This window comes from Rothia sp. (in: high G+C Gram-positive bacteria) (assembly GCF_015265375.1).
In the GTDB taxonomy this organism is placed as follows: domain Bacteria; phylum Actinomycetota; class Actinomycetes; order Actinomycetales; family Micrococcaceae; genus Rothia.
Genome location: NZ_JABZXW010000004.1, coordinates 13,151 through 35,693, shown reverse-complemented (window position 1 = coordinate 35,693; position 22,543 = coordinate 13,151). Strand labels below are relative to the sequence as shown.

The window sequence follows — 22,543 nt, the reverse complement described above, 5'->3', positions numbered from 1 at the left end:
TAAATAACGCACGAGGCGCACCCCCTCCAAACGGGGATGCGCCTCGTGCGTTATATGTAGAAAAGTTGGGTTGAGCTGGGGTTAGTCCTTCAACTGGGTTTAGCTCTTCAGCTGGGCGCGCGCTCGCGAACGAACCGCCGTCACCGCCCACACCAACACAAAAGCCGCCACCATCGACAGCACAATCGTGCCACCGGTCGGCAGGTTAAACGCCCACGACAGGTACAGGCCAATAATCGAGCAGATACCGCCAAACACCGGCGAGAACACCATCATCGACCCCAGTCGGCGGCACGCCAGGCGGGCTGCCGACGCCGGAATCACCAGAAGCGCCAACACCAGCACATTACCGAGCGTCTGCAGACCCAGCACCACAGAAATGGTCACCAGAACGTACAGCACAATATCCAGGGCAAGCACCGGCAGGCCCATCGCGCGGGCACTCTCACGGTCCAGGCTGACCGTCACAATCTGGCGGTGGAACAGCCACAGCACCAGCAGAATAACGGCACCCATAATCGCGGCGTTGGTAATGTCCTCATTCGAGACACCCACAATCGAGCCGAACAAGAAGTCCTGCACCGACCCCGAATAGCCCGGCGCCAACGAAATAATCACAATACCCAACGCAAAAGATGCGGCAAAGAAAATACCAATCACGGAATCCTCGCGCAGCCGCTGATTCTGACTAAAAATAGCCACCAGAATAGCCGTCACCACGCCCGCCGTCAGGCCACCCACCATCAGGTTGCCGCCCAGCACGAACGCCACCGCAAGACCCGGGAACACCGAGTGCGCCACCGCATCGCCAATGAAGACCATGCCGCGCATCAGCACGTGACAACCCACCACGCCGGTGACCACCGACGCGAGCAGCACCGCCGCCAGGGCGCGCGGAAGGAACGCCAGCGACGGGTTGAACAGGTCGGCAAGAAAATCGATAGGAGTAATCAACGGGCACCCCCGGTAGAAGTAGCGTGGGCGGGGGAGGCGGAAGCAGCCGAAGCGCAGGAATCCGGCAGCTCGTGGCCGTACTCATCCAGCGCACCACCGGCACAGGTGAAGCCCGTGCGGGCGTGGCCCTGCGCCTCCTCAATATCGTGACCGTGCAACCACGTGTGCAGCTGCTCCAGGCTAAAGGAGTCCGCCGGACCATCCAGGTGAATATTGCCGCGCACACCGCACAGACGCGAGCAGGACTCGCGCGCCGCCAGCATGTCGTGCGTAGACATCAGAATCGTGATGCCCTCATCCGCCAGCTCACGGTACAGACGGGTCAGCGTGGTCTGGGTGGGCGCATCCACGCCCGTGAACGGCTCATCCAGCAGCAACAGGGAGGGGTTCGCCGCCAAGGCGCGCGCAAGCAGCACTCGCTGGCGCTGACCGCCTGAAAGCTCCGCAATGGACGCATCCTGCAGGTGCAGAACATCGGTGCGTTCCATCGCCGAAAAAACCTGCACCCAATCCTTCTTCGCCGGGCGGCGGAAGAACCCAATCTCACGCACGCGACCGGTCATCACCGTGTCCTTGACGGTCAGCGGAAAATCCCACTGGAACTGGTGCTTCTGCGGCACGTAACCGATGTGCGCACGCGCCACACGCGGCGACTCGCCCAACACGCGAACCTGACCGGATGCCGGGCGAATCAGACCCAAAATGGTGCGCAGCAGCGTGGTCTTACCGGCACCATTAGCACCAATCAGACCCGCAAACTCGCCGCGCTCCAGGGTCAGGGACAGATCCTTGAGGATGGAACGGCGCGCGTAGCCCGCGTACAGGTTCGAAATCTCTAGAACGGGTTCAGTACCCGCTGTTACCGACGCGCTCACGAACGGTCACCGCGCACTTCATCCAGTGCTTCACGCTGCGCGGAGGAACGGCGGCGGCGGGAGACGATGAACGCGCCCACGCCCACCACGATCACGATGCCAGCAACAATAGGACTCCAGGAAATCGTGAACTCAGCACGGAAACCGCTCTGGTCGCTCGCCGCGGCGGCAGACGAAGAACCGGACGCCTGAGTACCGGACGCCTGAGTACCGGATGCCTGAGAAGCAGAGCTAGAGGAAGCATCGGAAGATGCAGAAGAAGCGGAGTTTGAGGAACCGCGCGCCTGCGCCTCCATCGCGTACAGGGCATCGGTGCTCGCCGAGTCACCCACCGCAAACTTCAGGTAGCGGGTATCGGTCACGGTCGAACCGTCAGAGAGCTCAGCACTCGCGGTGACCTTCAGCAGGTACTCGCCCGGGGCGGTGAATACCCAGTTCGCGTGGGTGTGAGTGTTCTTCTCAACCCACAGCTTCTGCGGCTCGCTCTTGGTCGAGGACCACAGCACCTGCGGTGCCGAGAAATTGCCGTTCTCCAGGTACAGGCTGAACGTGCCGGGGCCGCTCACCTGCTCCAGGGTCAGGTTCACGCCGCGGTTCAGCTTGGACACCAGCTGCGGATCCTGAGTGTTCCAACCCGGCCAGATGACGCCCTTGGTTTCGGTCTGTGGAATCACGTACACCTTAGAGCCGGCGGGTGCGCCCACGAAGGAGTAGCGCGGATCGTTCGGCACCTCCAGGATGGCCTTATCGCTACCGCGGTAGATGACCTCGTCCAGGCTGCGCCAGACGGGGGTCTCGCCGTGGTCGTCGTGGAGCATGAGCTCAAACTTGCCGTTGTTGAAACGAGGACCCATATCCACGTGACCGGCGGAAATTTCAATGCGGCCGGATGCGACCGGCTGCTCAGCCGACAGGGTCTGGGTGAGAGCGCGATCGCCGCGGCTGAGGTTGCTGTCGCTCGGCTGAGCGGAGGCGCTCTCGGTGGTTGCCGGAGTGGTTTCCGCGTGTGCCACGCCCAGGGGTGCGAGCATCAGGCTGGCGCCCAGCACCAGGGCGGACAGGCTACGAGAAGAGCGGGTGGTTGAGTTCATCATGAGGACTTCCTTGGATCATGACCGAAACGGTGTGTGAAAGATTATCTATATGCTGATACGGCTATATGGGCTTGTGGGTAGCTTAGAGTCGGGTTATGAGGTGCTTGCCTCCGAGCAAGTAGCGCCCGAAGAATCGCCGCCGGAACTAGCCCCCGAGCACAGCGCAATCGTGTGAGCATTCGCCAGCATCATCTGCGCGTAGTGGGGGGCCTGCGCATCCAGGGTGTCCGAATAGAGCACCCCGGTACGCACCTGAGCCTCCCGAGCCAGCTCCGTGAGAACCGGTGAACGCATCGCCGTGGACTTATCCAGATAAATCGCCGGAACCTTCAAATCCTCGACCGTGCGGCGCAGACGCTGACGCTGCTGAATACTCGGCTCGCCGCTGGCACTGGCACTCACAAAACCGGCAATGTGCAGCCCGTAGGTGCTCGCCAGGTAGCGGTAACCGTCATGCGTGGTGACCAGGTTGCGTGCCGCCTCCGGCAGGGCCCCGTACACCTGACGTAGCTGAGCGTCCAGGGCGTCAAGCTCCTTCATGACCTGCTCGGTGCGGGTCGCGTACTCGCTCGCGCCCGCCGGATCGGCGGAGGTCAGCGCATCGCGGATGACCTGCACGCTCGCCTTCGCGTTCGGCACCGAATGCCAAATGTGCGGGTCGATTTCGCCGTGTACGTGCTTGCCCAGAACCGCCTGCGCGAGCAGGTATACCTGGCCGCGATGCTCCGAAGCGCCCGAGCGCAGGAAACGGTAGCTACCGCCCGCGGGCACCTCCTGCAGGGTGCGGGAGGGGACCGCGACCACGGTGCGGTTCAGTTCGTGCTCGACGGCGCCCTGGGAGGAATCCGCGCGAAGCACGAGCCTGCCGTCGCCGGTGCGCGCCGTAATATCGGCGTGACCTGCGGAAAGAACCTTAATGTCCGAGGTAGAAACGTTCTGCTCCTTCGCCAGACGGTCCACCAGCTGCTGCGGGTCACGACCGACCGCACAGTACAGGGTGCCGCGCGAAGAACGCACCGACTCCGGGGCATTGACCGCGGTGGCGATCAGCTCAATGGCGTACTCGCCGGCATCACTAAACGCCCACGACAGGTGCGTATGCGCCTGCAACGGAAGCTCCAGTGAACCCATATCGCCGGTGCGGATCGCGGTGTCCCCCTCACGGGTGAGGTTCACGCCGCGCGCATGCGAATCGCACAGCATCTCCACCGCGCCGAAGGTCTGCGTAATGAACGCCGCCAACTGCGCATTCGACGAATCGGTAGAGGTGCGCGCCCGCACGCTCTGCACCTCAAAGCGCATGCCTGCATCCGAAGAATCGGCGGGGGCAGATTCGTTCTGCCCGCCCTCTTCAACACGTAAACCCAGCCAGATGGAGTCCAGGGAGGCATCCTCAACAATGGCTTCCAGCTTGCCGCCGTACTGCTCAATCTTCTCCGCAACCGCCACGGACACAACGCCTGCGGGCAGGTTCGCCTCAACCATTTTGCTGAGCTTACGCTGCTCCAGCAGCAGACCGTTCGTCAGAGCGCAACGGGCGTAGGCGACATCGCGGATATCGCGCAGGCTCGGCTCGTACGAGTGCGGGTCAGCACCGGCGGGCACAAGGGAGTGCACGCTGGCGCGCTCCCCTGCAATCTGCTGTGCCAAATCCGCCAGAATCGGGGTCGTGGCGACCACACGCATCCGGTCGGAGGAGGCATTCTCGGTGGTGGCGCATCCGCTCAGTGCGAAGGCGCCAGCCCCCACCCCGGCACCTGCCGCAATGCGGGAGGCGAGGGTGAGGGCGGCGCGTCGACTATAGGTGTGTGACCCCTTGCCGGTATGCCCGCTATGCGGTGTCACCGCTGCGGCCCTTTCGGCGTGCCGAACGCAGAATCATGGCACCGAGCGCCAGCGCCAGAATGGAGGTGCTGACCATGAACGGGTCGATGACCACACCGGTGTTCGGCAGCTTACCCGCCGCGGCTGCCTTCTGTGCGTTCGCGAGTTCCTGGCTGGTCAGGGCGCAATCCTCACCGGATGCGGTCTTACCAACGATGCGCACCTTGGATCCGTCGGGCTTGGTGACGATGCCGGTGGCTTCGTCCACGGTGCCGTTGACGGGGTTCTTTGCGGTGCTCTTCTCGCCGCCGGTGTTGGCGCCGTTAGCGCTGTTAGAGTTGCCGCCGTCCTGCTTGGTTTCTGCCGCACCCTGGCCGTTGTTGCTTGCCGGGGCGTTATCGGGGTTGCCGACGGTGAAGTGCAGAACCGATTCGCTGCTGACCTGCTGGCCGTTCTTCAGGCGTGCAGTCCAGCCGATGGTTACGGTGTAGCGGCCCTCGGCGGTGAACACCCAGTTGCTGTGCTGGTGGGTGTTCGCGGGCACCTGGAAGGAGCCGCCGCTACGCGAATCGAAGACCTGCTGACCGGCGGAACCGAAGTTACCGGAGAGGAAGGTGGACATGGTGCCGGGGCCCTCAAAACCGTTGAGGCTCATGGTGACGGGGCCGTCGAGCTGCTTGAGCAGTTCGGGGTCCTGGGTGCTCCAGCCGAGCCAGGGCACGCCCTGCTGCTGGGTTGCACCAATCATGTGCACGGGGGTGCCCGCCGGGGCGATATTCTCCATGCCTGCGGGCAGGTTGATCTTCGCGGCGTCATTGAGCACGAACTCGAGGGCGCCGGGGGAGACGTGGCGGGCGGGGCTGGTGCGGTCGTCCTTCACGCTGCTGGTGAGGTTGCCGCCGTTGAGGATCGGGCCCACGTCAAAGTGGCCGTGGGTGACTTCTTCACGGCCGCTGTGCTCGGCGGTGTTGACCACGGCGAGGGTGGGGATGCTGGTCGGTGCCTGGGCTGCCTGGTTGCTCTGCTTGTTGTCCTTCTGAGCGTCCTTGTTGTCCTTGGCGTCTTCGGCGGGAACCTCGGTGGCGATGCACTGCTGGTTCAGGCTGCCGGGCAGGCCGGAGGACAGCACACCGTTACCGGTGATGCCGCCGCCGTTGCTGGGGGCGCTGACGTTCTGGGCGTTGGAGCCCTTCACGCTGGGGGATTTGCCACTCTTGTTTTCACCCTTGTCAGAGCCGTTATTGGTGGTGTTGTCGGTGCCGCTGATGGCGGTAACACCGGATCCACCCTGGGATGCCTGCTCACCGTTCGCCGCTGCCTTCGCACCGTTCGGGTCGGTCACCTGCGTGGCATTCTGACCGTTCACGGATCCGTCCACGCGGCGAATACCGGTGGATGCGCTCGCCTCAGCAGAAGCACTCGCCTCAGCACTTGCGGAGGTAGATGCGCTGGGGCTGCCGGTGGCGCTCTCGGTGGCGGTAGCGCTCGCCTCGGGGGTTTCGGTCGCTTCCTTCGTTGCCTTGCTGGTTGCTTCCTTCGCGGCGTTCTGCGCGTTCAGGAGCTTGAAGCCGTCCTCGGCGTTGGTGCCCACGGCGATGGTGTAGGTCGCCTCGGAGCTGACCGGGGTGCCATCCGCAAGGGTTGCGGTGGCGCGGAAGGTCAGCTGGTAGATGCCCTTGCGGGTGAACGCCCAGCTGAGGTGTTCGTGACCGCCAGCGGTGATGGTGTGCGGTGCGAGCTGGTCGTTGGTGCTGAAAACGCGCGGGTTGTCGCGGCCGGATTCGGTGAAGACCTCGGCGCGGCCGCCTTCGGGTACGCTGCTGCGCACGAGTTCAAGGTTGATGGTGTTGTCCTTGAGTGCGCCGGGGCGGATTCCTTCCGCACCGAGGCCGGGGTAGAGCAGGCCGCGGGTGCGGGTGGAGGGAATGTAGAAGATGTCGGTGCCTTCGGGGGCGATGTAGTCGTAGCCTGCTACGACGTTGGTGTGCGCGTCTTCGACGTCGGGTAGGTGGAAGACGGTGCGGGCGGGGTTGAATCGTCCCTGCTGGCCGGGGGCGGTGTCTGCGAGGGTGCCGAGGGTGAACTGGTTGCCGTCGAGGAATGCGTTGAGCATTTCGGTGTGCACACCGGCGATGACGTAGTCGCCTTCGTAGTTGACGTAACCGCGCGACTCGGTACCCGCCTGGGTGCCGGTCTGGTTTTCCTGCGCCTGGGTACCTGCCTGGTTTTCCTGTGCCTGTGCGGCGGTGAAGGTGCCGACCTGGGGGAGGGCGAGGGGCGCCCCGAGTGCGAGGGTGCATCCGAGGGTGGTTGCGCTGAGTAGGCTCAGGGGTTTGGTGCGTCCTTGCATGGTGGCTCCTTGGATGACTGCTCGTTGGCTGGCGCGTTGCCCGATACTTTCGGGGCTTGCCCGGTGCTGGGTCCGGCGGCCTGTTGCCGGTTTCTCCCCTGCGTCCGGGGTGCGCTCTGCCGTGTTTTTCTCTTTGTGGATGTACGTGGTGTGCGTTTTTGGGCGCGCCTCGGCGCACACGTGTTTCTGAGAATCACTATACTCACTTAGGTTCTAAATGACAATTATTTGCAAAAGAGCTACCCTAGGAAATAGAAAAATGAGAAAGGTTGTCATGAGCTCTCAGAAGCAGACCCAACGACGGGTCACCACACACACCCCCGCACTCTTCATCCCCGGCGGCAAGCCCGCCCTCCGCCGCGCAGCCGCATTCCTCTCCGCTGCAGCACTGCTCGCGCTTGCCGGCGCTGCCCCCTCCCTGCCCGCCGCAGCAGGTCCCGACGACGGCAAAATTGTCACCACCAAGGGCCACGTCGACGCCCCCAAGGCCTACTGGGACGAGCAGAACGGCACCTTCGTCCTCATGAACGAGGCGAACCCCTACAAGACTGGCGCAGACACCTACGAACTGGACAAGACCGTTAACTGGGTCGGCAAGGGCTACAGCGGCCGCGACGGCAAGTCGCAGTACACCATGACCCTGGGCGACTCGCCCTCCCTGGCGTTCCTCGGCGAACCTGGCCAGACCCTCTACATGGCACCGCACCTAACCTCCGGCAACCAGGACCCCATCTGGGCTGGCCTGGGCGCCTCCGCTAAGGTGCCCACCGAACGCTTCCGTGACGGCGTGTTCGCCACCGACATCCTTTCTGTTGAGGGCCCCGGCCGTATGGAGCTCTTCCGCTACAACCCGGACGATGCCCCCGCCGACGTGTACCGCATGCTCTCCAGCAGCTCGAACGGTTGGCACTCCTGGCTGCTCGACAAGGGTAGCCACACGCACAACACCACGACCTTCACCCGCCCCGGCCGCTACGTGGTCACCTACCGCACCGTGGCGCGCTCCACCGACGGCCGCATCATTAGCTCCAAGCCGTCGAAGCTGGTCTGGCAGGTTGGCGGCATGCAGCCCGTGCTCGGTGACGGCACCCCCACCGCCGTGCCCACGGTTGACCGCTACAATGCGGCACCCGTCGGTGACCTGGACGCCGCAAAGTACGTGCTGTCCGTGGCACCGCACCGCCTGGACGCCGACCCGGCTAAGAACAAGGATGCCGACGACAAGCTCAGCGACATCACCTTCACCGCCGCGAACAAGAACCTCAAGGGCACCCTGACCCTGTACAACAACGGCTACTTCCTGACCGACCTGCCGGTCGTGAACGGTACCGCCACCTGGTCTGAAATGCTCGGTAGCGAGGGCTCCCAGCTGCAGGCGGTCTTCACCCCCGACACCTCCGACGAGAACAGCGCGGAGGCGTCCCGCTGGATCTCGCACAAGCTCACCTACGAGCCCGGCAAGGCTGAGAGCGTGTACAGCGACGACGGTAACGGCTCCTGGCCCGAAGAAATCCCGGATCAGGCGAACACCGTACTCAGCACCCAGCAGTACACGCCGACCAGCATGGACTACGACGTGACCGTCACCCCGAACGGCAACGGCTTCAGCACCGTTGAGGTCCGCTTCAAGGACCCGAAGGTGCGCGGCTTCATGCGTGGCGGCTTCTACGCCCAGGATGACCCGGTCTACCCGTACCTCGACCTGGAAGGATCCGTTGAGGATGGCGTGGCACGTTTTACCTTCCGTGACGAGTCGTTCTACAAGGGCACGGCGCTGCGCGTGAAGATGCTGACCCACCCGGATATGAACGCTTCCGCCTCCACCACTGAGGTTGCGGCGAACTACGAGCCGGGCACCAAGTACACCGCGCACGGTGCGTTGGCTCCCGATAGCGCACCCATTAGCGATGCGCCGAAGCCTGCTCCGGTGGATCCGTCGCCGAGCGCTGAGCCCACCGTCGCGCCCTCTGCCGAGCCGAGCGAGGCTCCCTCCGAGGCTCCGACCGCTGAGCCCAGCACCGTTCCGTCGGTGTCCCCCAGCGAGGTTCCGACCGTGCCTGCGGTGCCGACCGCCTCCGCAGAGCCGAGCGTGCCTGCTCCGGCGCCCTCCACTCCGGCACCGTCTAGCCCCGCGCCCGCGAACCCGACCCCGAGCGCACCTGCTCCGACTAGCCCGGCACCGTCTGCGCAGCCGTCCACCCCCGGAACCCCCGGTAACCAGTGCGTGCCCGGTCAGATTGACGGCCGTACCAAGATTTCGCACGGCCACCTGGACATTCAGGCGACCCTGAAGGACCGCCAGCTGTCCGTGGGTCTGCGCGATGACAGCGGCATCATTGACGCTGATTCGACCGTGCGCCCGCTCGATTCGGTCGTGTGGACTGTCAGCGAGAACGCTCGCCGTGTGCGCACCGAACGTATGGCTGATGAGAAGCTGAACTTCATGGGCCCGGTCGGCACCGCCTTCTACGGCCTGCCGCAGACCCAGCAGAGCGGCCTGCCCTGGCCCGGCTACAACACGCAGGACATTGACTACTCGCAGCTGCGCGGCCCGGTGCGCCTGCACGTGGTGCCGAAGGTCATGCCTGAGGGTGCGCGCTTCGGAATGTTCACTGAGTCGCTGAATGGTGCGGATGTGCTACTGGATTCGACGACCGGCAAGACCACGATCGACATTGATTACGCGACGCACGCGCACGCGAACTGGGTGTTCTCTGAGCCCGGCCAGTACATGTTTGATGTGCACTATTCCGCGACTCTGGCTGATGGTACTGAGGTGAACAGCCCGGTGCAGCAGCTTGCGGTTGCTGTGGGTAAGAAGGCGTCGGATGCGTGCTCGTTTGAGACTGCCGTGCCGAAGGAACCGAATGCGGCTAAGGACGACTTTAGTGGTGTGCGCCGTGTGGATTCGGCAACCCCGGGCGGTACCGCTGGTGCTAACCAGCCCGGCTCCGCACAGTCTGGTGCTGCGCAGTCCGGTCAGGCTGGTGCTTCCGGTGCTGCCGGTGATGTGAATGCGCAGGGTTCAGCTGACGGTTCGGCTGATGGTTCTGCTGGCGGCGTGTACCCGGGCGGTATTTCCGGTGGTGGTACCGGTGGCGGCTCCCTGGGTCAGTCCGGTGTGTCTGCCGCGTCGGGTGGCGTGAGCTCCCAGCAGGGCGGCCTGGCGCGTACTGGTTTTGGTGCGGTGTCTGTGGCTGTGGGTGGCGCACTGGTGCTTGGTGCCGGCACTGTGATGGTGCTGCGTTCCCGCCGCCGCGCCTCCTAGCGCTCGCCGCGTGAGGACACGCTGATACGATAAAGCCCCCGCGGCTGAGAGGATGAACTGCCTCCCGTTTCTTGGACAACAAAATTAAAGTCCAAGAAACGGGAGGCTTTTCATGTCCGTGCATCTGGGATTAAGACATGATCGTTTGCTCCGGGAGCAAGCAGCGGAAATGTTTGAGAAGGGACGTGGCTATCGTTTGACCGCCAGCAGGCTTGGTGTGTCCGCCGCGACTGTGAGAGAGTGGCAGAAAATGTACCGCGTCATCGGGAAGGACGGGCTTCTTGCCATGGGAGTAAAGCACACCAGATACGACTATGAGACCAAGGTTGCCGCAGCCAGGGCCGTGGTTGATGGTGGAATGAGTAAGCCTGAAGCGATGATGCGTTTCGGTATTGCGAGTGTGACACCGTTGAAGCAGTGGTGCAGGCTGTACCGCCAGGGCGGCGCGCAGGCGCTTAAGCCTAAGCCCAAGGGCAGGCCGAAGGGGTCGGTGCGGGCGGTGCCACCAACGCGTGAGGAGGAACTCGCCGAGCGTGTGCGCAAGCTTGAGGCACAGGTGGCGTACCTAAAAAAATCGATTGCCCTGAAGGCGCACAGACGCTCCCAAACCGGGACAAAGCCCTAGTGGTCGCGCAGCTTTCAGGGCAGGGACACTCGGTGCGTGATCTCCTCGAAGCTGCTGGCCTTGCCAGGTCGAGCTACTACTACGCACTGGCTCACCCCCAACAGCCAACCAGAGTGCAGCTACGTCCCAAGGTCGCACAGATCTTTTCGCGAACCCCCAACGGGTGCGGTCACAGGCAGGTAGCCATGTGCCTGCGCGCTGAGGAAGGGGTGCGCATTGCCGATAAGACGGTTTTGAAGATGATGCGTCAGATGGGGTTGCGCTGCGGTATACGCCGTGAGAGGGCCTACCACAGGTACAACTCCTACAAGGGGGACGTGGGGCAAAGTTTCGAGAACATCATCGGTCGCGATTTCAAGGCCGATGGCCCCTGGCAGAAACTGGGTACCGACGTCACTGAGTTCAAGCTTTCCTTTGGTAAGGCCTACCTGGCGCCGGTTTACGACTTTGCCAGCAAGGAGATTGTTGCCCACTCGATCTCGATGTGCCCTAATCTTGCCCAGCAGCAAGAGATGCTTCAGATACTTATGGATGCTAAACCTGAAGGGGTTGAACCGATTTTGCACTCGGATATGGGGTGGCAGTATCAGCACGAGACCTATGTCAGAATGCTTGCTGATAATGGTTTTGTTCAGAGTATGTCACGTAAAGGTAACTGCATCGATAACGGCGCTACTGAGCAGGTCTTTGGGCATCTGAAGGACGAGTTTTTTCGCGGCCAAGACTGGCAGACCTTTGAGAGTTTCAAAGCTGATCTTGATGCCTATACTACGCATTGGAATACGGTAAGGCGTCAGGTGAAGCTTAGGGGCCTGACTCCGGTAGAGTACCGGGATCAGGCCCTGCAGGAGGCCGCATAACGGCTAGTATTTAAAGCGTCCAAGTTTCGGGGCGCAGTTCAGGATGACTCTCGGCTACGGGGGCTTTCTCTATTCGGTGCTCCAGGAGTTATCTGGACGATTCAGATGCGTAGTGCTCACTAAAGATATGGTTGAGGGGCGCTCGCAGGCGCGGCGACTGCCGCGTGTGTGCGAACGCCCCTCCGTCTCGAAATGAGGCTTTTATCGGACCATATAAATGGGTTTACTTGTCCATTTCGTAGACCCAGCCGCCAGCGTTGCAGTAACGCTTACCGTCCTTCTCAGTGATGTAGTAACCAGGCTCGTGGTTCTCGCACTTCTGGATAACCTCACGGGCCTCTCGGTTAGACTTCTCAAGGTTCGCCGCACGAATCTGGAAGAAAGCAAAGGTCGCAATATATGCCACCAGAACCAGCACGAGGGCGGTAATCGCCATGCCCTTACCCTTACCGGTGCCATTCTTGACCATGACCAGAGCGATTACAGCGAAAATGATGGTCGGGATGGTCAGGAACGAACCAATCACAAAAATACCGGTCAGGGCAGAGATAATGCCCAGGACTAGCGCGGTTACTGCCGCCCACTTCTTCTTCGGTGCCTCGACGGGTGCGCCGTATGCAGGCTGTACGGCGGGTGCCTGCTGGGTGAACTGCGGCTGCTGCGGTGCAGCCGGCTGCTGGGTGTTTTCAGACATGAAAGTCCTCTTTTCGTGTGTGGTTGCGAATCGCTTAAATGTGTATATCCTCTAGTGAGGTGGCGTATATCTCACAAGCATACCGTACTTGAAGAAGCTCTTTAGTGAGCTAGAAACGGGTTTGTCTACACGCTATGGCGCAGTGTCCACTGTTGGAAATTTTTCCCATAAGGGGATGTTTGGAGTGTTTTTTAGCATGAGATGGTGTAATGTTCAAAGTGGTGCGAAGCACTAAAGGTGCGTATTTGATATTCGCGTATCTAATGCACATCTTCCGGCAACTCAACGACGAAAGAGGATCACCGTGTCTGATCGCGTACTCTCATCGCAGGCAGCCAAGGATGCTATTACTGCCCTGCAGAACATCATCAACGGCGGCCTGCAGAACGAAATCAATAACCTCAACCAGCAGGGTAACCAGCTGAAGGATCCCAACAACTGGGACGGCCCCCTGGCTGAGCGTTTCCGCAATGACACCTGGCCCGGTGTAGAAAACACCCTGCGTAACTTGACTCAGGAACTGACCGACCTGCGTGAGCAGCTCAATCAGATTTCTACCGATATTTTCCAGGCAGGTGGCGGCTCCTAAGCCTCCCCTGGTAAACGCCGTTTACCGCCCCGATCCCCAGCTGTGGGGCGGTGTGCGGTAGGCGGCGTTTTCTGTTATCCGGCTTCAACACATGTTATTTCCAGGCATGGTGCGCGTGCCTGTCATAACGTGTTTAATCACCCCACTTCCGCACTTAAGATATTTTCAGAGGTCCTATCATGTCTTCCGGCCCGAATCCCCCCTACGCTAATAAAGAGGATGTTAAGTTCGACGATGCAACATCCGATGCCTTGGCGAATGCGTGCCGTAAAGTAGCACAAAACATCGATAATGCTATGCCTGGGCTCAAGTCCTCTTTGGCAACTGCTCTCGAGGATTTTGAAGGACACTATGCGGAGGTTACTGCTTCTAACATTGATACTGCTGTAAGCGATGGCTATGACATTGCCCGTATATTCAGCCAGTTAGCAAGTGTCGTTGATCAGTTGAAGGAAGCGGCTCACAAGGAGCAGGCGAACCGTCAGAAGGCACGCGACTATGAGAACGAGTGGTTTGGTCTCCACAAGGCGTGGGATGACTTCTGGGGAAACGCTCCTGCGAAGGTGGAGCCGTATGTGCCGAATACCGCGATTGATACTAAATCACTGGGTAATCGTGAGAATACTGAAACCCGTTCCTCGGGTATGGCTGTTTCTTCGGCGCGCCCTTCGACCGTGCGTGCTCTCTCTAATACCTTGGGAAACCTTGGCGCTAGCTTTGACGCTGAGCCCGGTCATATTCGTGGCCTTGCTTCTGACTTTGCGGCTAAGTGCCAGTGGGGAACTATTGATGCTGAAAGTCTTATTGCCACCTTTGAGGAATGGAATAAGTCGAACGCCAACGATAAGACCTGGTTGGGTATTGTAGCCGATACCTTCAAACAGGCTGGTGGTGAGGGCGAGATTAGCGCCGTCTCGAATGAGACATTGGGCAATGCAATTGCTGCAGCGGGTGTCAGCACCGAACGTCATGATTTGGAAGTTCCTGCACCTGCTGTTGTAGGTAAGCCCGCTACCAGTGGTTATGTGAATGACCCCGTGAACGTTGCGACCGGTAACTTCATTGAAGAAGAGACCGATATGGCATTCTCGGGTGTGGTTTCTGCCTGCACTGTGACCCGTATGTACAACAGTGTGGCTGTCTTCGGTCAGCATGCTGTATCCGGTGTGTTCGGTGCTGGCTGGTCCTCGAATATTGAGAGCCGCGTGCAGCTGAACGCTGAGAATGCTGTCTGGACGATGCCTGAAGGCCGTGAGGTTACCTTCGACCGAATTGTTCGTGAAGACGGCACCCACGGTTATGCTCGTGCTCCGCGTGAAGCGTGGTGGCTTGAAGAACTGCCCCTCACCCAGCTGATGGGTGAAGAGGGTTCTAGTGCTGACCCCTCCCTGCGTTATATTTTGCACGCTACGGGTTACGATGCCTCGTCCCTGTTGCGTATTTCCGACAACTCTGGCACTCAGCACATTTTTAGCCTCACCGGTGTTTACCTGGGCATGAGCGCTGGAGCAGGTACCGCTGTCGCGTACCTGCGCGATGAAGAGGATCGTGTTGGCGCTATCGTGCATCAGCGTGGTGCACGTATCAACGTGGAGTACACCGAAGCTGGTCTTGTCGGTGCTATTCATTCTTCACGCGGCCAGTCTGTGCGTTACGAGTACGTCACCCTTGACGGTCGTACTCACCTGTGTGCTGTGTACGGTGACGCCGGTACCCGCCGTTATGAACATGACGCTGCTGGCCTGATTCACCGCGTGGTGGCTAGTACCGGTGCTGTTGAGGTGACGAACTACTACGACCCGACCGGTCGCATTACCGAGCAGGACACCGAATACGGTCGTCGTGTGCGCTACCGCTACCTGCCGAACGGCATTACCGATGTTTCGAACGAAGACGCCTCCTACACGAACCTTTGGGTCAATGACCAGTACGCACGCCTGACCGCTATTGTTGATGCGGAAGGTGGGCGTACTAGCTATGCTTACGATGACTTTGGCAACCGTGTGAGCGTGGTGGACCGCGATGGTTCCCGTACTACTCGCTACAGTGATGAGCGCGGCCGCATTATTCGTGAGGTCACCGATGAGGGCGCTGAAACCCTCTTCGCCTATGACGAGTATGACCGCGTAGTCTCCGTGGCAATGAGTGCTATTGAGACGGACCCGCGCGCTCGCCGTGCTGCCCGTCTGGCTCGTCGTGCCCGTATGGAGGCTAAGGCTCAGGGTAACGCCCTCGATAAGACTACTTCAGGGCAGGAGTCTGCCCAGAGCCCTGCCGTAAGCCCGATGACTACGGTGACTTACGAGTACGCGAATGATTTTGAGCGTAATCCCTCTTCCATGACCGACGGCAACGGTCATGTGACCCGTTTTGAGTGGGCTGATGGCCTGCTGCAGCGTGTAATGAGCCCTGAGGGCGTTACCGTCTCCTTTGAGTATGACGAGTGTGGTCTGCTGACCGGTATTCGTAACGCTGAGCAACAGCTGACCCGTTGCGAGTATTCTGCTGCAGGGCACCTGGTGAAGATTATTTCCGCTCTTGGCCATGAAACTAAGTTCACCTATGATTCTGCCGGTCACATGGTGTGCCGTCAGAACCCGGATGGTTCCCGCTGGCGTTTTGAGTATGCTGCTGGCGGTCGCTTGGTAGCATCGGTGGACCCTGCTGGTGCTCGCACTGAGTACGAGTATGGTCCGAGCGGTGACATTGTTGCCGTGGTTGACCCGCTGGGCCGCCGTATGGAGCGTTCCTTTGATACGAACGGCAATATTGACCGCATTACCTTGCCGGGGGGCGCGCAGTTCAACTACGCCTACGATGGTTTGATGCGTCTGGTCCGCACCATTGACCCCGCCGGTGGTGTGTGGACTCGCGAGTATGATGCCGCGAGCGCCCTGACCGCGTTGATTGACCCGACCGGCGTGAGCGTACGTAATTCCGTCGATTCCTCGCGCAAGACCTTCACCACTAATGATGGTGTTGACCGGGTGCGTATCTCGTGCGACCACCTGGGCCGCCCGGTGCGTAGCGAGGTTCTCTCCGATGATTCTGGTCCGCAGGTTAGTGCAGATGCGGACGACCCGACTGTCTCCACGATGGTTTACGACGGTGCGGGTAACCCCGTGGAGGTGCTGGACGCTGAGGGCGGTCTGAGCCGTTACGAGTACAACGGTTCGAACCAGATGGTGCGCATGATTTCCCCCGCGGGCCGTGTGACCGAGTACAGCTACGATGCGTGCGGTCGACTGGCTGCAACCTATGAGGCTGCCGGCACTGCGGAGCAGTCTGTGACTCGTTACGAGTACGACGCTGACTCCCGACTGATTCGCCAGGTGTACGGTGACGGTTCTGAGGCGCGCGTTCGCTATGACGCGTGCGGTCGTGTGCTGTCCATTACCGGTTCCGGCGTAGCTTCTCCGGTGTTCTACACCTGGGATTCCTGCGGCCGCGTGAAGAGCATCCGCGATAACAAGTGGGGTACTCGTTCGTTCACCTATGACGCCGCTTCTCAGGTGGTCGCGGTGACTAATGGCGCCGGTGGCGTGACCCATTACCGCTATGACGAGGCGGGTAACGTTACCTCCGTAATGGACCCTGCCGGTCGTATTACCCGCTACGAGTATGATCTGATGGGTAATGTCCTGGCGGTAACGGATCCGCTGGGTGTACGCACTACCTCTACCTATGATGCTGCCGGTCGTCTGCTGACCAGCACTGACGGTAATGGTGCTGTACATTCCTTTGGTTATGACCGTGACGGTGTTCCCTGTTCCCATTCGGTGAACGGCTCTCTGCTGTACCGTATGGAGCGTGGTTCTGCGCGCCGTACGATGACGACTTATGACCACGCGGGCGTTGATGCGTTTGGTGCTCCCGTGGTAACGGTCGAGTCCTACGACCGCTTGGGCCGTCTGGTCCGTCAGCGCCGTGAGTTTGGTGCCCAGATTCCGGAGTCTTTCCGTACCGCCTACATGGACGAGACCGGCGGCTACGAGCTGTCCTACGCTTACGATGCTGATGGTCTGCGCACTGAGTTTGTGCACCCTCTGGGTTCGAGCGCTTATGCGTATGATGCTGCAGGCCGCATGGTCAAGCAGACTGACATCACCGCGTATCGCCTGGAAGGAACCACCGTTACCTCTGAGTCTCGTGTGGAGTCTTCCTTCGAGTACAACGCGGTAGACGCACTGGTGCGTGCACAGGTGTCTGACCTGGCGGGCACTTGGGTTCGCGAGTTCGGTTACCGTGGCGCACACATGACCTCTGTGACCGAGCAGCCCGCTGAGGCAGACTCGGCTGTGGCAGACTCTTCTGAGGCTCTGCACACTGAGATTATTCGTGATGATCTGGGCCGTATTAGCGGTGTGGATTCGCCCGCTGGCCTGGTCATGTACACCTACACTGACGCGCAGATGCTCTCGTCTGCCGTTCGCGGCACCGAGACCCTGCGTTGGACCTATGATGCCGCTGGCGCGCTGGTGCGCGTTGAGTACTTTGATAGCGCCCAGCCTCAGCACGCTTGGGTGAAGGTGCTGGTCACTGATGAGGGTGCCCGCGTTCGCGCAGTGTGCGTCTACGGCGTGCAGGATGAGGCAAAGACCGACTCCCAGTCGGCTGAATTTGCCTCTGCTGTTGAGGACGCTCAGGCGTGGCTGGGCCAGTGCCCGGAGTCCGTGGAACTTGAAGGCGTCACTTTGGTGCCGGTCTCGACGAGCGTGTTCTCTTATGACGGTAATGATTCGCGTCTTCTGCAGGTTTCTTCGGATGGTTCCGGCTCGTCCTTGACTTATGGTGCGGCTGGGTTTGTGAACTCGGTGGCATCGTGGGGCTCTGCTGACGATTCTGCCGTGTCCTTCTCGCTGCTGTGTGCTTCTACTGATGGTCGTGTGCTTGCTGCCGGTGGTGCGCCTACTGGTGCACCTGAGTTTGGTGTGCCCTCAACCGGTGCTGGTGTTGGTTCTGCGGCTGGTTTTGATGCTTCGATGATGCACCCGCTGGTGTGGGATGAGAATTCGTTTGTTCCGCGTGTGCTGGGCGTGGGCGGTTCGTCGATGCCTTCTGTGGGTTCACTGGTTCCTGGTGCCGGTTCTGGTGCCGGTTTGCTGGATCCGTACGGTTGGGATTCTTTGGGTGTTGCTGCCCCTGCTGTGCCGTCTGCCCAGGGCGCTTCTGCTACTGGTGGTGCGCCTGTGTTGCCGGATTCGCTGGTTGGTGTTTCTGCAGCTTCGGGCGTGGTGCTGGGTTCTACTGGTTTTGAGGTATTGGGTGCCCGCGTGGTGGATTCGCGTGTGGCTCGCTTTACGGCGCCTGATCCTTTGGCCGCGCCAGTGGGTGCTGGTTGGGGTGCTGACCCGTTCTCGCTGGTTGGTGGTAACCCGGTTTCTTTGGTGGACCCGTGGGGCCTGTCGCCGGTGTCGGTAGAGGACTTCGATAAGTTCCGTGAGGAGCGTATTCGAGATAAGTGGACGAACCGCATTAAAGGCATTCTTACTGTAGTCGGAGTGGTAGCTTCTATCGCTGCTATCTTTGTTACGGGTGGAACTGCTCTTGTCGTCTTAGGCGCTATCGCCGGTGGTACTATGGCGGCAGCTAACGCTATTGATGAAAATAAAGACCCTAATACTGGAAAAGTCGACTGGGGTAATGTTGCCAAATCAGGCGTAATTGGTGGTATTTTCGGCGCCATCAGCGGTGGTATGGGCAAGTGGGCGAACGGTGCTGCAACCAAGCTGTTCAAAGGCGCTGCGAATGGTACCGGTAGGCTACTAGCCTCTACCCCGACGCGTGTACTGAAGGCTACGGGGGTTCGTATGACGGTTGAAGGTATCAAGGGCGGTGTGACTAGCGCCGTTGATGGTACTAAGGACTTGGCATTGAATTTGGCTACGGGCGGTAAACATGAGTATTCGCTGAAGGAGCACGCTACCAAGGTTGCATCTAGCATGGCGTTTAGTGGCCTCAACAGCATGATTAGTCCGGTGTCTGGTTCCCTGTCTAAGGTTGCATCTAAACATATTCCTGGAGTGAATGAAAAAGCACTTCGCAAGGGAATTGATGTGACGGCTAATGCTGTATCATCGGCTGGTCAGAGCGCCTTTGATTCGTGGAGTACGGGTAAAGAAGTACGTGTTGAAGAGCTGGTATGGAATGGTATAACAAGCGCAAAGAATAGGTATGGGGATTATGAGGCCCCTGCCGGTAACGTGGGGGATCCGAGTACGTTGAAACAAATGGGCACTCGTCCGTACACGGTGGGAACGTATTTGAATAGTACGTCCCGGGCAGAAAGTACCAGGAAATATTTTGCGGATGAAGCACGTAATTCGGTGACAAGTTATGCGGATGAACGACTTCATATTAATGATAGCCTTGAGGATTTATATGACCGCTATAAGGAATCAAAGGGGGAACAAACGCCTGATACAAATGCCCCTAATGAGCCTAAGCAGGACAATACTAATGGTAAACAGACTCAATCGAAACAAGGTAGGAAGTAATGAGCGCTGTTGAAGACGGACTTCTCGGAGGACTTATCGTCGCCCTAATACCGGGCTACCGCATTAAGCTCGGCAAACCCACCCTAAACAAGAGGCAGAAGAGGCCCCTCGCGGCGTTTATCACCTTCTGGTTTTTCACCATCTTAGGGTTTATTGGCGTGCCGCTAATTTTCCTCTCTATAGGTGCATACGATGACCTTGCTGATGAGTCACAGGCAGGGCTGGTTATTGCCGCCCTTCTGATTGGTGTCTTAGGTATAGGCCTGCTGGGTGCTATCCCGTTGAATCACTGCTACGCCTTTTACCTCGAGCTGCGCGAGGACCACGTGCGGTGGCGTAATTGGCGATGGAAGGAACGCACTTTCACCTACCCCTCCATCACGTTCGCCCATGTGGAGAAGAACATGAAGAACGGGTTCTTGCGTATCGGCAGTACTGAGATGGGTAAGCGCACTTGTAGTTTTGACCCGTATCAGTTTGATGCCACGATCCTTATGGCGCAGGTGCTTTACCGTGATGATCACGGACGTTGGGCTGAGGAGGACGGCCTGGATGCGATGAGCGTGGTGGGGATGTATGGCTCTTCGCGCGATATTTATGCCCAGTTTTATGACTTGTGTGAGACGAAGTATGTGGTGGGCGTGACGAAGAGTGAGCGTCAGATGCGTCGAGGCAAAATAGAGTAAGTCTTCTGAGAATGGAGCTTAAAAATGAAAGCCCCTGGGTTGAGAGATTACCTCTCAGCCCAGAGGCTTTCTGCGTACCAGCGGCGGCTCATTTAAGCGCCACCATTATCGGGTGATAATCGCGAAGTCGCTGCTGGACAGGTTCGTGAAATTACCAATCTGCGCGTTCAGGCGGCACTTAGACGTCACCGACAGCGCCGTCACCACCCGCTGATCCTCAGATACCAACACATGCCCCGAACAGCCATCCGAAAAACTAATCAACTGAGCATCTGGAGAAATCGCCTGAACCAGCGTCGAAAACTCACCCGTACGCGGCAAAACCATCAACGGGTTCAACTCATCCGCACCACTCGGCCACACCGGAACCACCGTCACCGGCAAAACACTCTGATTCACCACACGAGAAGGAACCCGCAACTCAATCGACCGCAAACGCTGAATTGGGTACGCCGTCGAACGAACCTCCCTGTCAGAAATAGCCTTCGACGTCTCAGAATCAATACGGTTCACCCACTCCTCAAAAGCACGCGAATCCTTAAACTCAGCAGACACATTCGCCCGAACCTGCACCACACCATTAGCCGGGATACTCACCCCAGACAGATTCCACGAACACGGAACATCCACCGCAGTCACACTCGACTGATTCTTCGACACACCAGAAGACACCTGACCGGCATCCCACGTCACTGAAGCACACGAACCACCCTCAACACCGGGAAGCACCTGCAAAATATCGCCCCGAAGAGCCGACTTCTGCGACGAAAACTCAAACGTCAGGCGGGCACTCTTATCCCGCGGGTTATACGTACCCTCAATACGGGTACCCAAACCACTCGGCAAAGACGCCGAACTACGGCTCGACGCAGACCACGACTCAGCCGTCTTAGACGCCCCCTTACCGCCGTTCAAACCCACAAAAGCGAGCACACCCACAAGAATCAAAGAACCCAGGATAGCGCCCCACACCAGCGGGCGGCGCAACGGCGAACGGGCAGGCTCCTCTTCCTCACCGACCTCATCAGGCACATATACCGGCTGCTCCACCGCAAAAGGAGCCCGGATAACCGTCTCATTCTGCGCCTGACCCAGCGACGGCATACCCGCACCATACAGCTCCGTAACATTCTGCCCAGGCACCGCAGAAACAGCAGGCTCAGCACCATGAACCACCGTAGGCGTATAGCCCACAGCACCCGAAGACACCTCAACCCACCGAGGAAGCACCACATCAGTAGCGAAACCCTCAGCCAAAAGACGCAACTTAGCGGCAGCCTCAGCCGCCCCAGGACGCTGAGCCGGGTTCTCCGCCAACATCCCGTGAAGCACCTCAGCCATTTCAGCCGGAATCTGCGGCGACACCTGCACCGCACCACCACGCGCCGGAAGAGGACGCGCCGCCACCAACAACTCATGAAGAGTCACAGCGCACGCATAAACATCAACCGCCGGAGTAGCCACACCATGCGCAGAACGCTCCGGAGCCATATACCCCGGAGTACCAGAAAACGAACGAGAAGCCCCCGAACCCGCAGAGCCAGTAAAAGAAGCAATACCGAAATCAGCCACACGAACCTGCTGATCCAGAGACTCCCCCAAAAGACCGCTCAGCAGAACATTCTCCGGCTTAACATCCAGATGCATCACGCCCTGACGGTGAGCAAACTCCACCGCATTCAGAACCTGCACCATCAGACTCAACGCCAAACGAACCGGCAGCGGACCCTCAGAATCCAGCTTCTGACGCAACGAACCGCCATGCTGAAACTCCATCACCAGAGCCAACACGCCACCCTCAACCACCATATCCGTCAACGGCACAATATGAGGATGCGACAGCGCCAACAACACCGAACGCTCACGCACAAAAGACTCAAGAACCACAGGGTTCTCCGCAAGCTCCGGGCGTAGAATCTTCGCCGCATATAGAGCCCACGAGCCGCTCATCGTAGCAGCCCACACCTCACCGACCGCACCAGAACCCACCCGGCGCACCAAACGATACGAAGAGCCAAGGGGAGCGCCCGCAACCAAGCCCCCCGCAGGCTGACCAGCAGCCTGCGGGGCAGGATGAGCATCACGACGCTCCGAGCCGGAGTACTGCGGCGAACCAGCAGGTACAGTCACGGGCTAACTCCTTAACATCAACTTCACAACAAGCAGGAAGACGCCCCAGACGAGGCGACCCCTACAGCAAAATAGCCGGTAAAGTTACACGATACCT

13 protein-coding genes are annotated in these 22,543 nt (G+C 59.7%); 6 read left to right on the top strand and 7 right to left on the bottom strand.

All coding sequences use genetic code 11. The annotated features are described in order from the left end of the window. Nucleotides 1-99 precede the first annotated feature (99 nt). The 5 genes from HXO69_RS01330 to HXO69_RS01310 all read right to left on the bottom strand — a co-directional run bounded on the left by HXO69_RS01330 (nucleotide 100) and on the right by HXO69_RS01310 (nucleotide 7,097). Nucleotides 100-954 carry an anchored repeat-type ABC transporter permease subunit gene (locus HXO69_RS01330; RefSeq protein ID WP_070833153.1) on the bottom strand — a complete coding sequence of 285 codons (855 nt, stop codon included), beginning with the start codon at nucleotides 952-954 and terminating at the stop codon, nucleotides 100-102. Beyond that, nucleotides 951-1,829, bottom strand: coding sequence for a metal ABC transporter ATP-binding protein (locus HXO69_RS01325; protein WP_296544848.1), 879 nt, complete (start codon nucleotides 1,827-1,829; stop codon nucleotides 951-953). The genes HXO69_RS01330 and HXO69_RS01325 overlap by 4 nt, the downstream gene beginning before the upstream one ends. Next, entirely contained in the window at nucleotides 1,826-2,923 is a 1,098-nt protein-coding gene (locus HXO69_RS01320) for a TIGR03773 family transporter-associated surface protein (protein ID WP_296544847.1), read from the bottom strand. The genes HXO69_RS01325 and HXO69_RS01320 overlap by 4 nt, the downstream gene beginning before the upstream one ends. Nucleotides 2,924-3,016: 93 nt before the next feature. Next, entirely contained in the window at nucleotides 3,017-4,768 is a 1,752-nt protein-coding gene (locus tag HXO69_RS01315) for an anchored repeat ABC transporter, substrate-binding protein (protein WP_296544845.1), read from the bottom strand. Beyond that, nucleotides 4,755-7,097, bottom strand: a complete 2,343-nt coding sequence (locus HXO69_RS01310) for a TIGR03773 family transporter-associated surface protein (protein WP_296544843.1) — start codon at nucleotides 7,095-7,097, stop codon at nucleotides 4,755-4,757. Before HXO69_RS01310 ends, HXO69_RS01315 begins: the two co-directional genes overlap by 14 nt. 274 nt (nucleotides 7,098-7,371) lie before the next feature. Here HXO69_RS01310 and HXO69_RS01305 point away from each other — a divergent pair, with 274 nt between their 5' ends. From HXO69_RS01305 to HXO69_RS01295, 3 genes are all read left to right on the top strand, one after another. Further along, a complete protein-coding gene (locus HXO69_RS01305) occupies nucleotides 7,372-10,365 on the top strand; it encodes a choice-of-anchor M domain-containing protein (RefSeq protein ID WP_296544842.1) in 2,994 nt (997 codons plus the stop codon). 169 nt (nucleotides 10,366-10,534) lie between these two features. Further along, nucleotides 10,535-10,990: a helix-turn-helix domain-containing protein gene (locus HXO69_RS01300; protein WP_296544840.1), complete on the top strand. Its 456-nt coding sequence runs from the start codon at nucleotides 10,535-10,537 to the stop codon at nucleotides 10,988-10,990. Then, a complete protein-coding gene (locus tag HXO69_RS01295; protein WP_365667991.1) occupies nucleotides 10,990-11,850 on the top strand; it encodes an IS3 family transposase in 861 nt (286 codons plus the stop codon). The genes HXO69_RS01300 and HXO69_RS01295 overlap by 1 nt, the downstream gene beginning before the upstream one ends. A gap of 223 nt (nucleotides 11,851-12,073) precedes the next feature. Here HXO69_RS01295 and HXO69_RS01290 read toward each other — a convergent pair whose 3' ends face one another. Continuing rightward, on the bottom strand, nucleotides 12,074-12,544 hold the full coding sequence (locus tag HXO69_RS01290; RefSeq protein ID WP_294626405.1) for a DUF4190 domain-containing protein: 471 nt from the start codon (nucleotides 12,542-12,544) through the stop codon (nucleotides 12,074-12,076). Between the two features lie 304 nt (nucleotides 12,545-12,848). On the opposite strand from HXO69_RS01290, the gene HXO69_RS01285 reads away from it, so the two are divergent. From HXO69_RS01285 to HXO69_RS01275, 3 genes are all read left to right on the top strand, one after another. Beyond that, on the top strand, nucleotides 12,849-13,133 hold the full coding sequence (locus tag HXO69_RS01285; protein ID WP_005507345.1) for a pyrophosphorylase: 285 nt from the start codon (nucleotides 12,849-12,851) through the stop codon (nucleotides 13,131-13,133). Between the two features lie 317 nt (nucleotides 13,134-13,450). Beyond that, complete coding sequence (locus tag HXO69_RS01280; protein WP_296544836.1) at nucleotides 13,451-19,630, top strand: DUF6531 domain-containing protein; 6,180 nt, start codon at nucleotides 13,451-13,453, stop codon at nucleotides 19,628-19,630. Continuing rightward, nucleotides 19,630-20,316, top strand: a complete 687-nt coding sequence (locus tag HXO69_RS01275) for an ECF transporter S component (protein WP_296544834.1) — start codon at nucleotides 19,630-19,632, stop codon at nucleotides 20,314-20,316. Before HXO69_RS01280 ends, HXO69_RS01275 begins: the two co-directional genes overlap by 1 nt. Before the next feature lie 105 nt (nucleotides 20,317-20,421). On the opposite strand, the gene HXO69_RS01270 is transcribed toward HXO69_RS01275, so the two are convergent. Further along, nucleotides 20,422-22,446 (bottom strand): serine/threonine-protein kinase, encoded by a 2,025-nt coding sequence (locus HXO69_RS01270; protein WP_296544832.1) that lies wholly within the window; start codon nucleotides 22,444-22,446, stop codon nucleotides 20,422-20,424. Between the last annotated feature and the right edge of the window lie 97 nt (nucleotides 22,447-22,543).

What these genes read in the sequence shown, in the direction of transcription:
- HXO69_RS01290 (WP_294626405.1), bottom strand. Translation starts at nt 12,544, where the DNA reads ATGTCTGAAAACACCCAGCAGCCGGCTGCACCGCAGCAGCCGCAGTTC.
- HXO69_RS01310 (WP_296544843.1), bottom strand. Translation starts at nt 7,097, where the DNA reads ATGCAAGGACGCACCAAACCCCTGAGCCTACTCAGCGCAACCACCCTC.
- HXO69_RS01275 (WP_296544834.1), top strand. Translation starts at nt 19,630, where the DNA reads ATGAGCGCTGTTGAAGACGGACTTCTCGGAGGACTTATCGTCGCCCTA.
- HXO69_RS01305 (WP_296544842.1), top strand. Translation starts at nt 7,372, where the DNA reads ATGAGCTCTCAGAAGCAGACCCAACGACGGGTCACCACACACACCCCC.
- HXO69_RS01300 (WP_296544840.1), top strand. Translation starts at nt 10,535, where the DNA reads ATGTTTGAGAAGGGACGTGGCTATCGTTTGACCGCCAGCAGGCTTGGT.
- HXO69_RS01320 (WP_296544847.1), bottom strand. Translation starts at nt 2,923, where the DNA reads ATGATGAACTCAACCACCCGCTCTTCTCGTAGCCTGTCCGCCCTGGTG.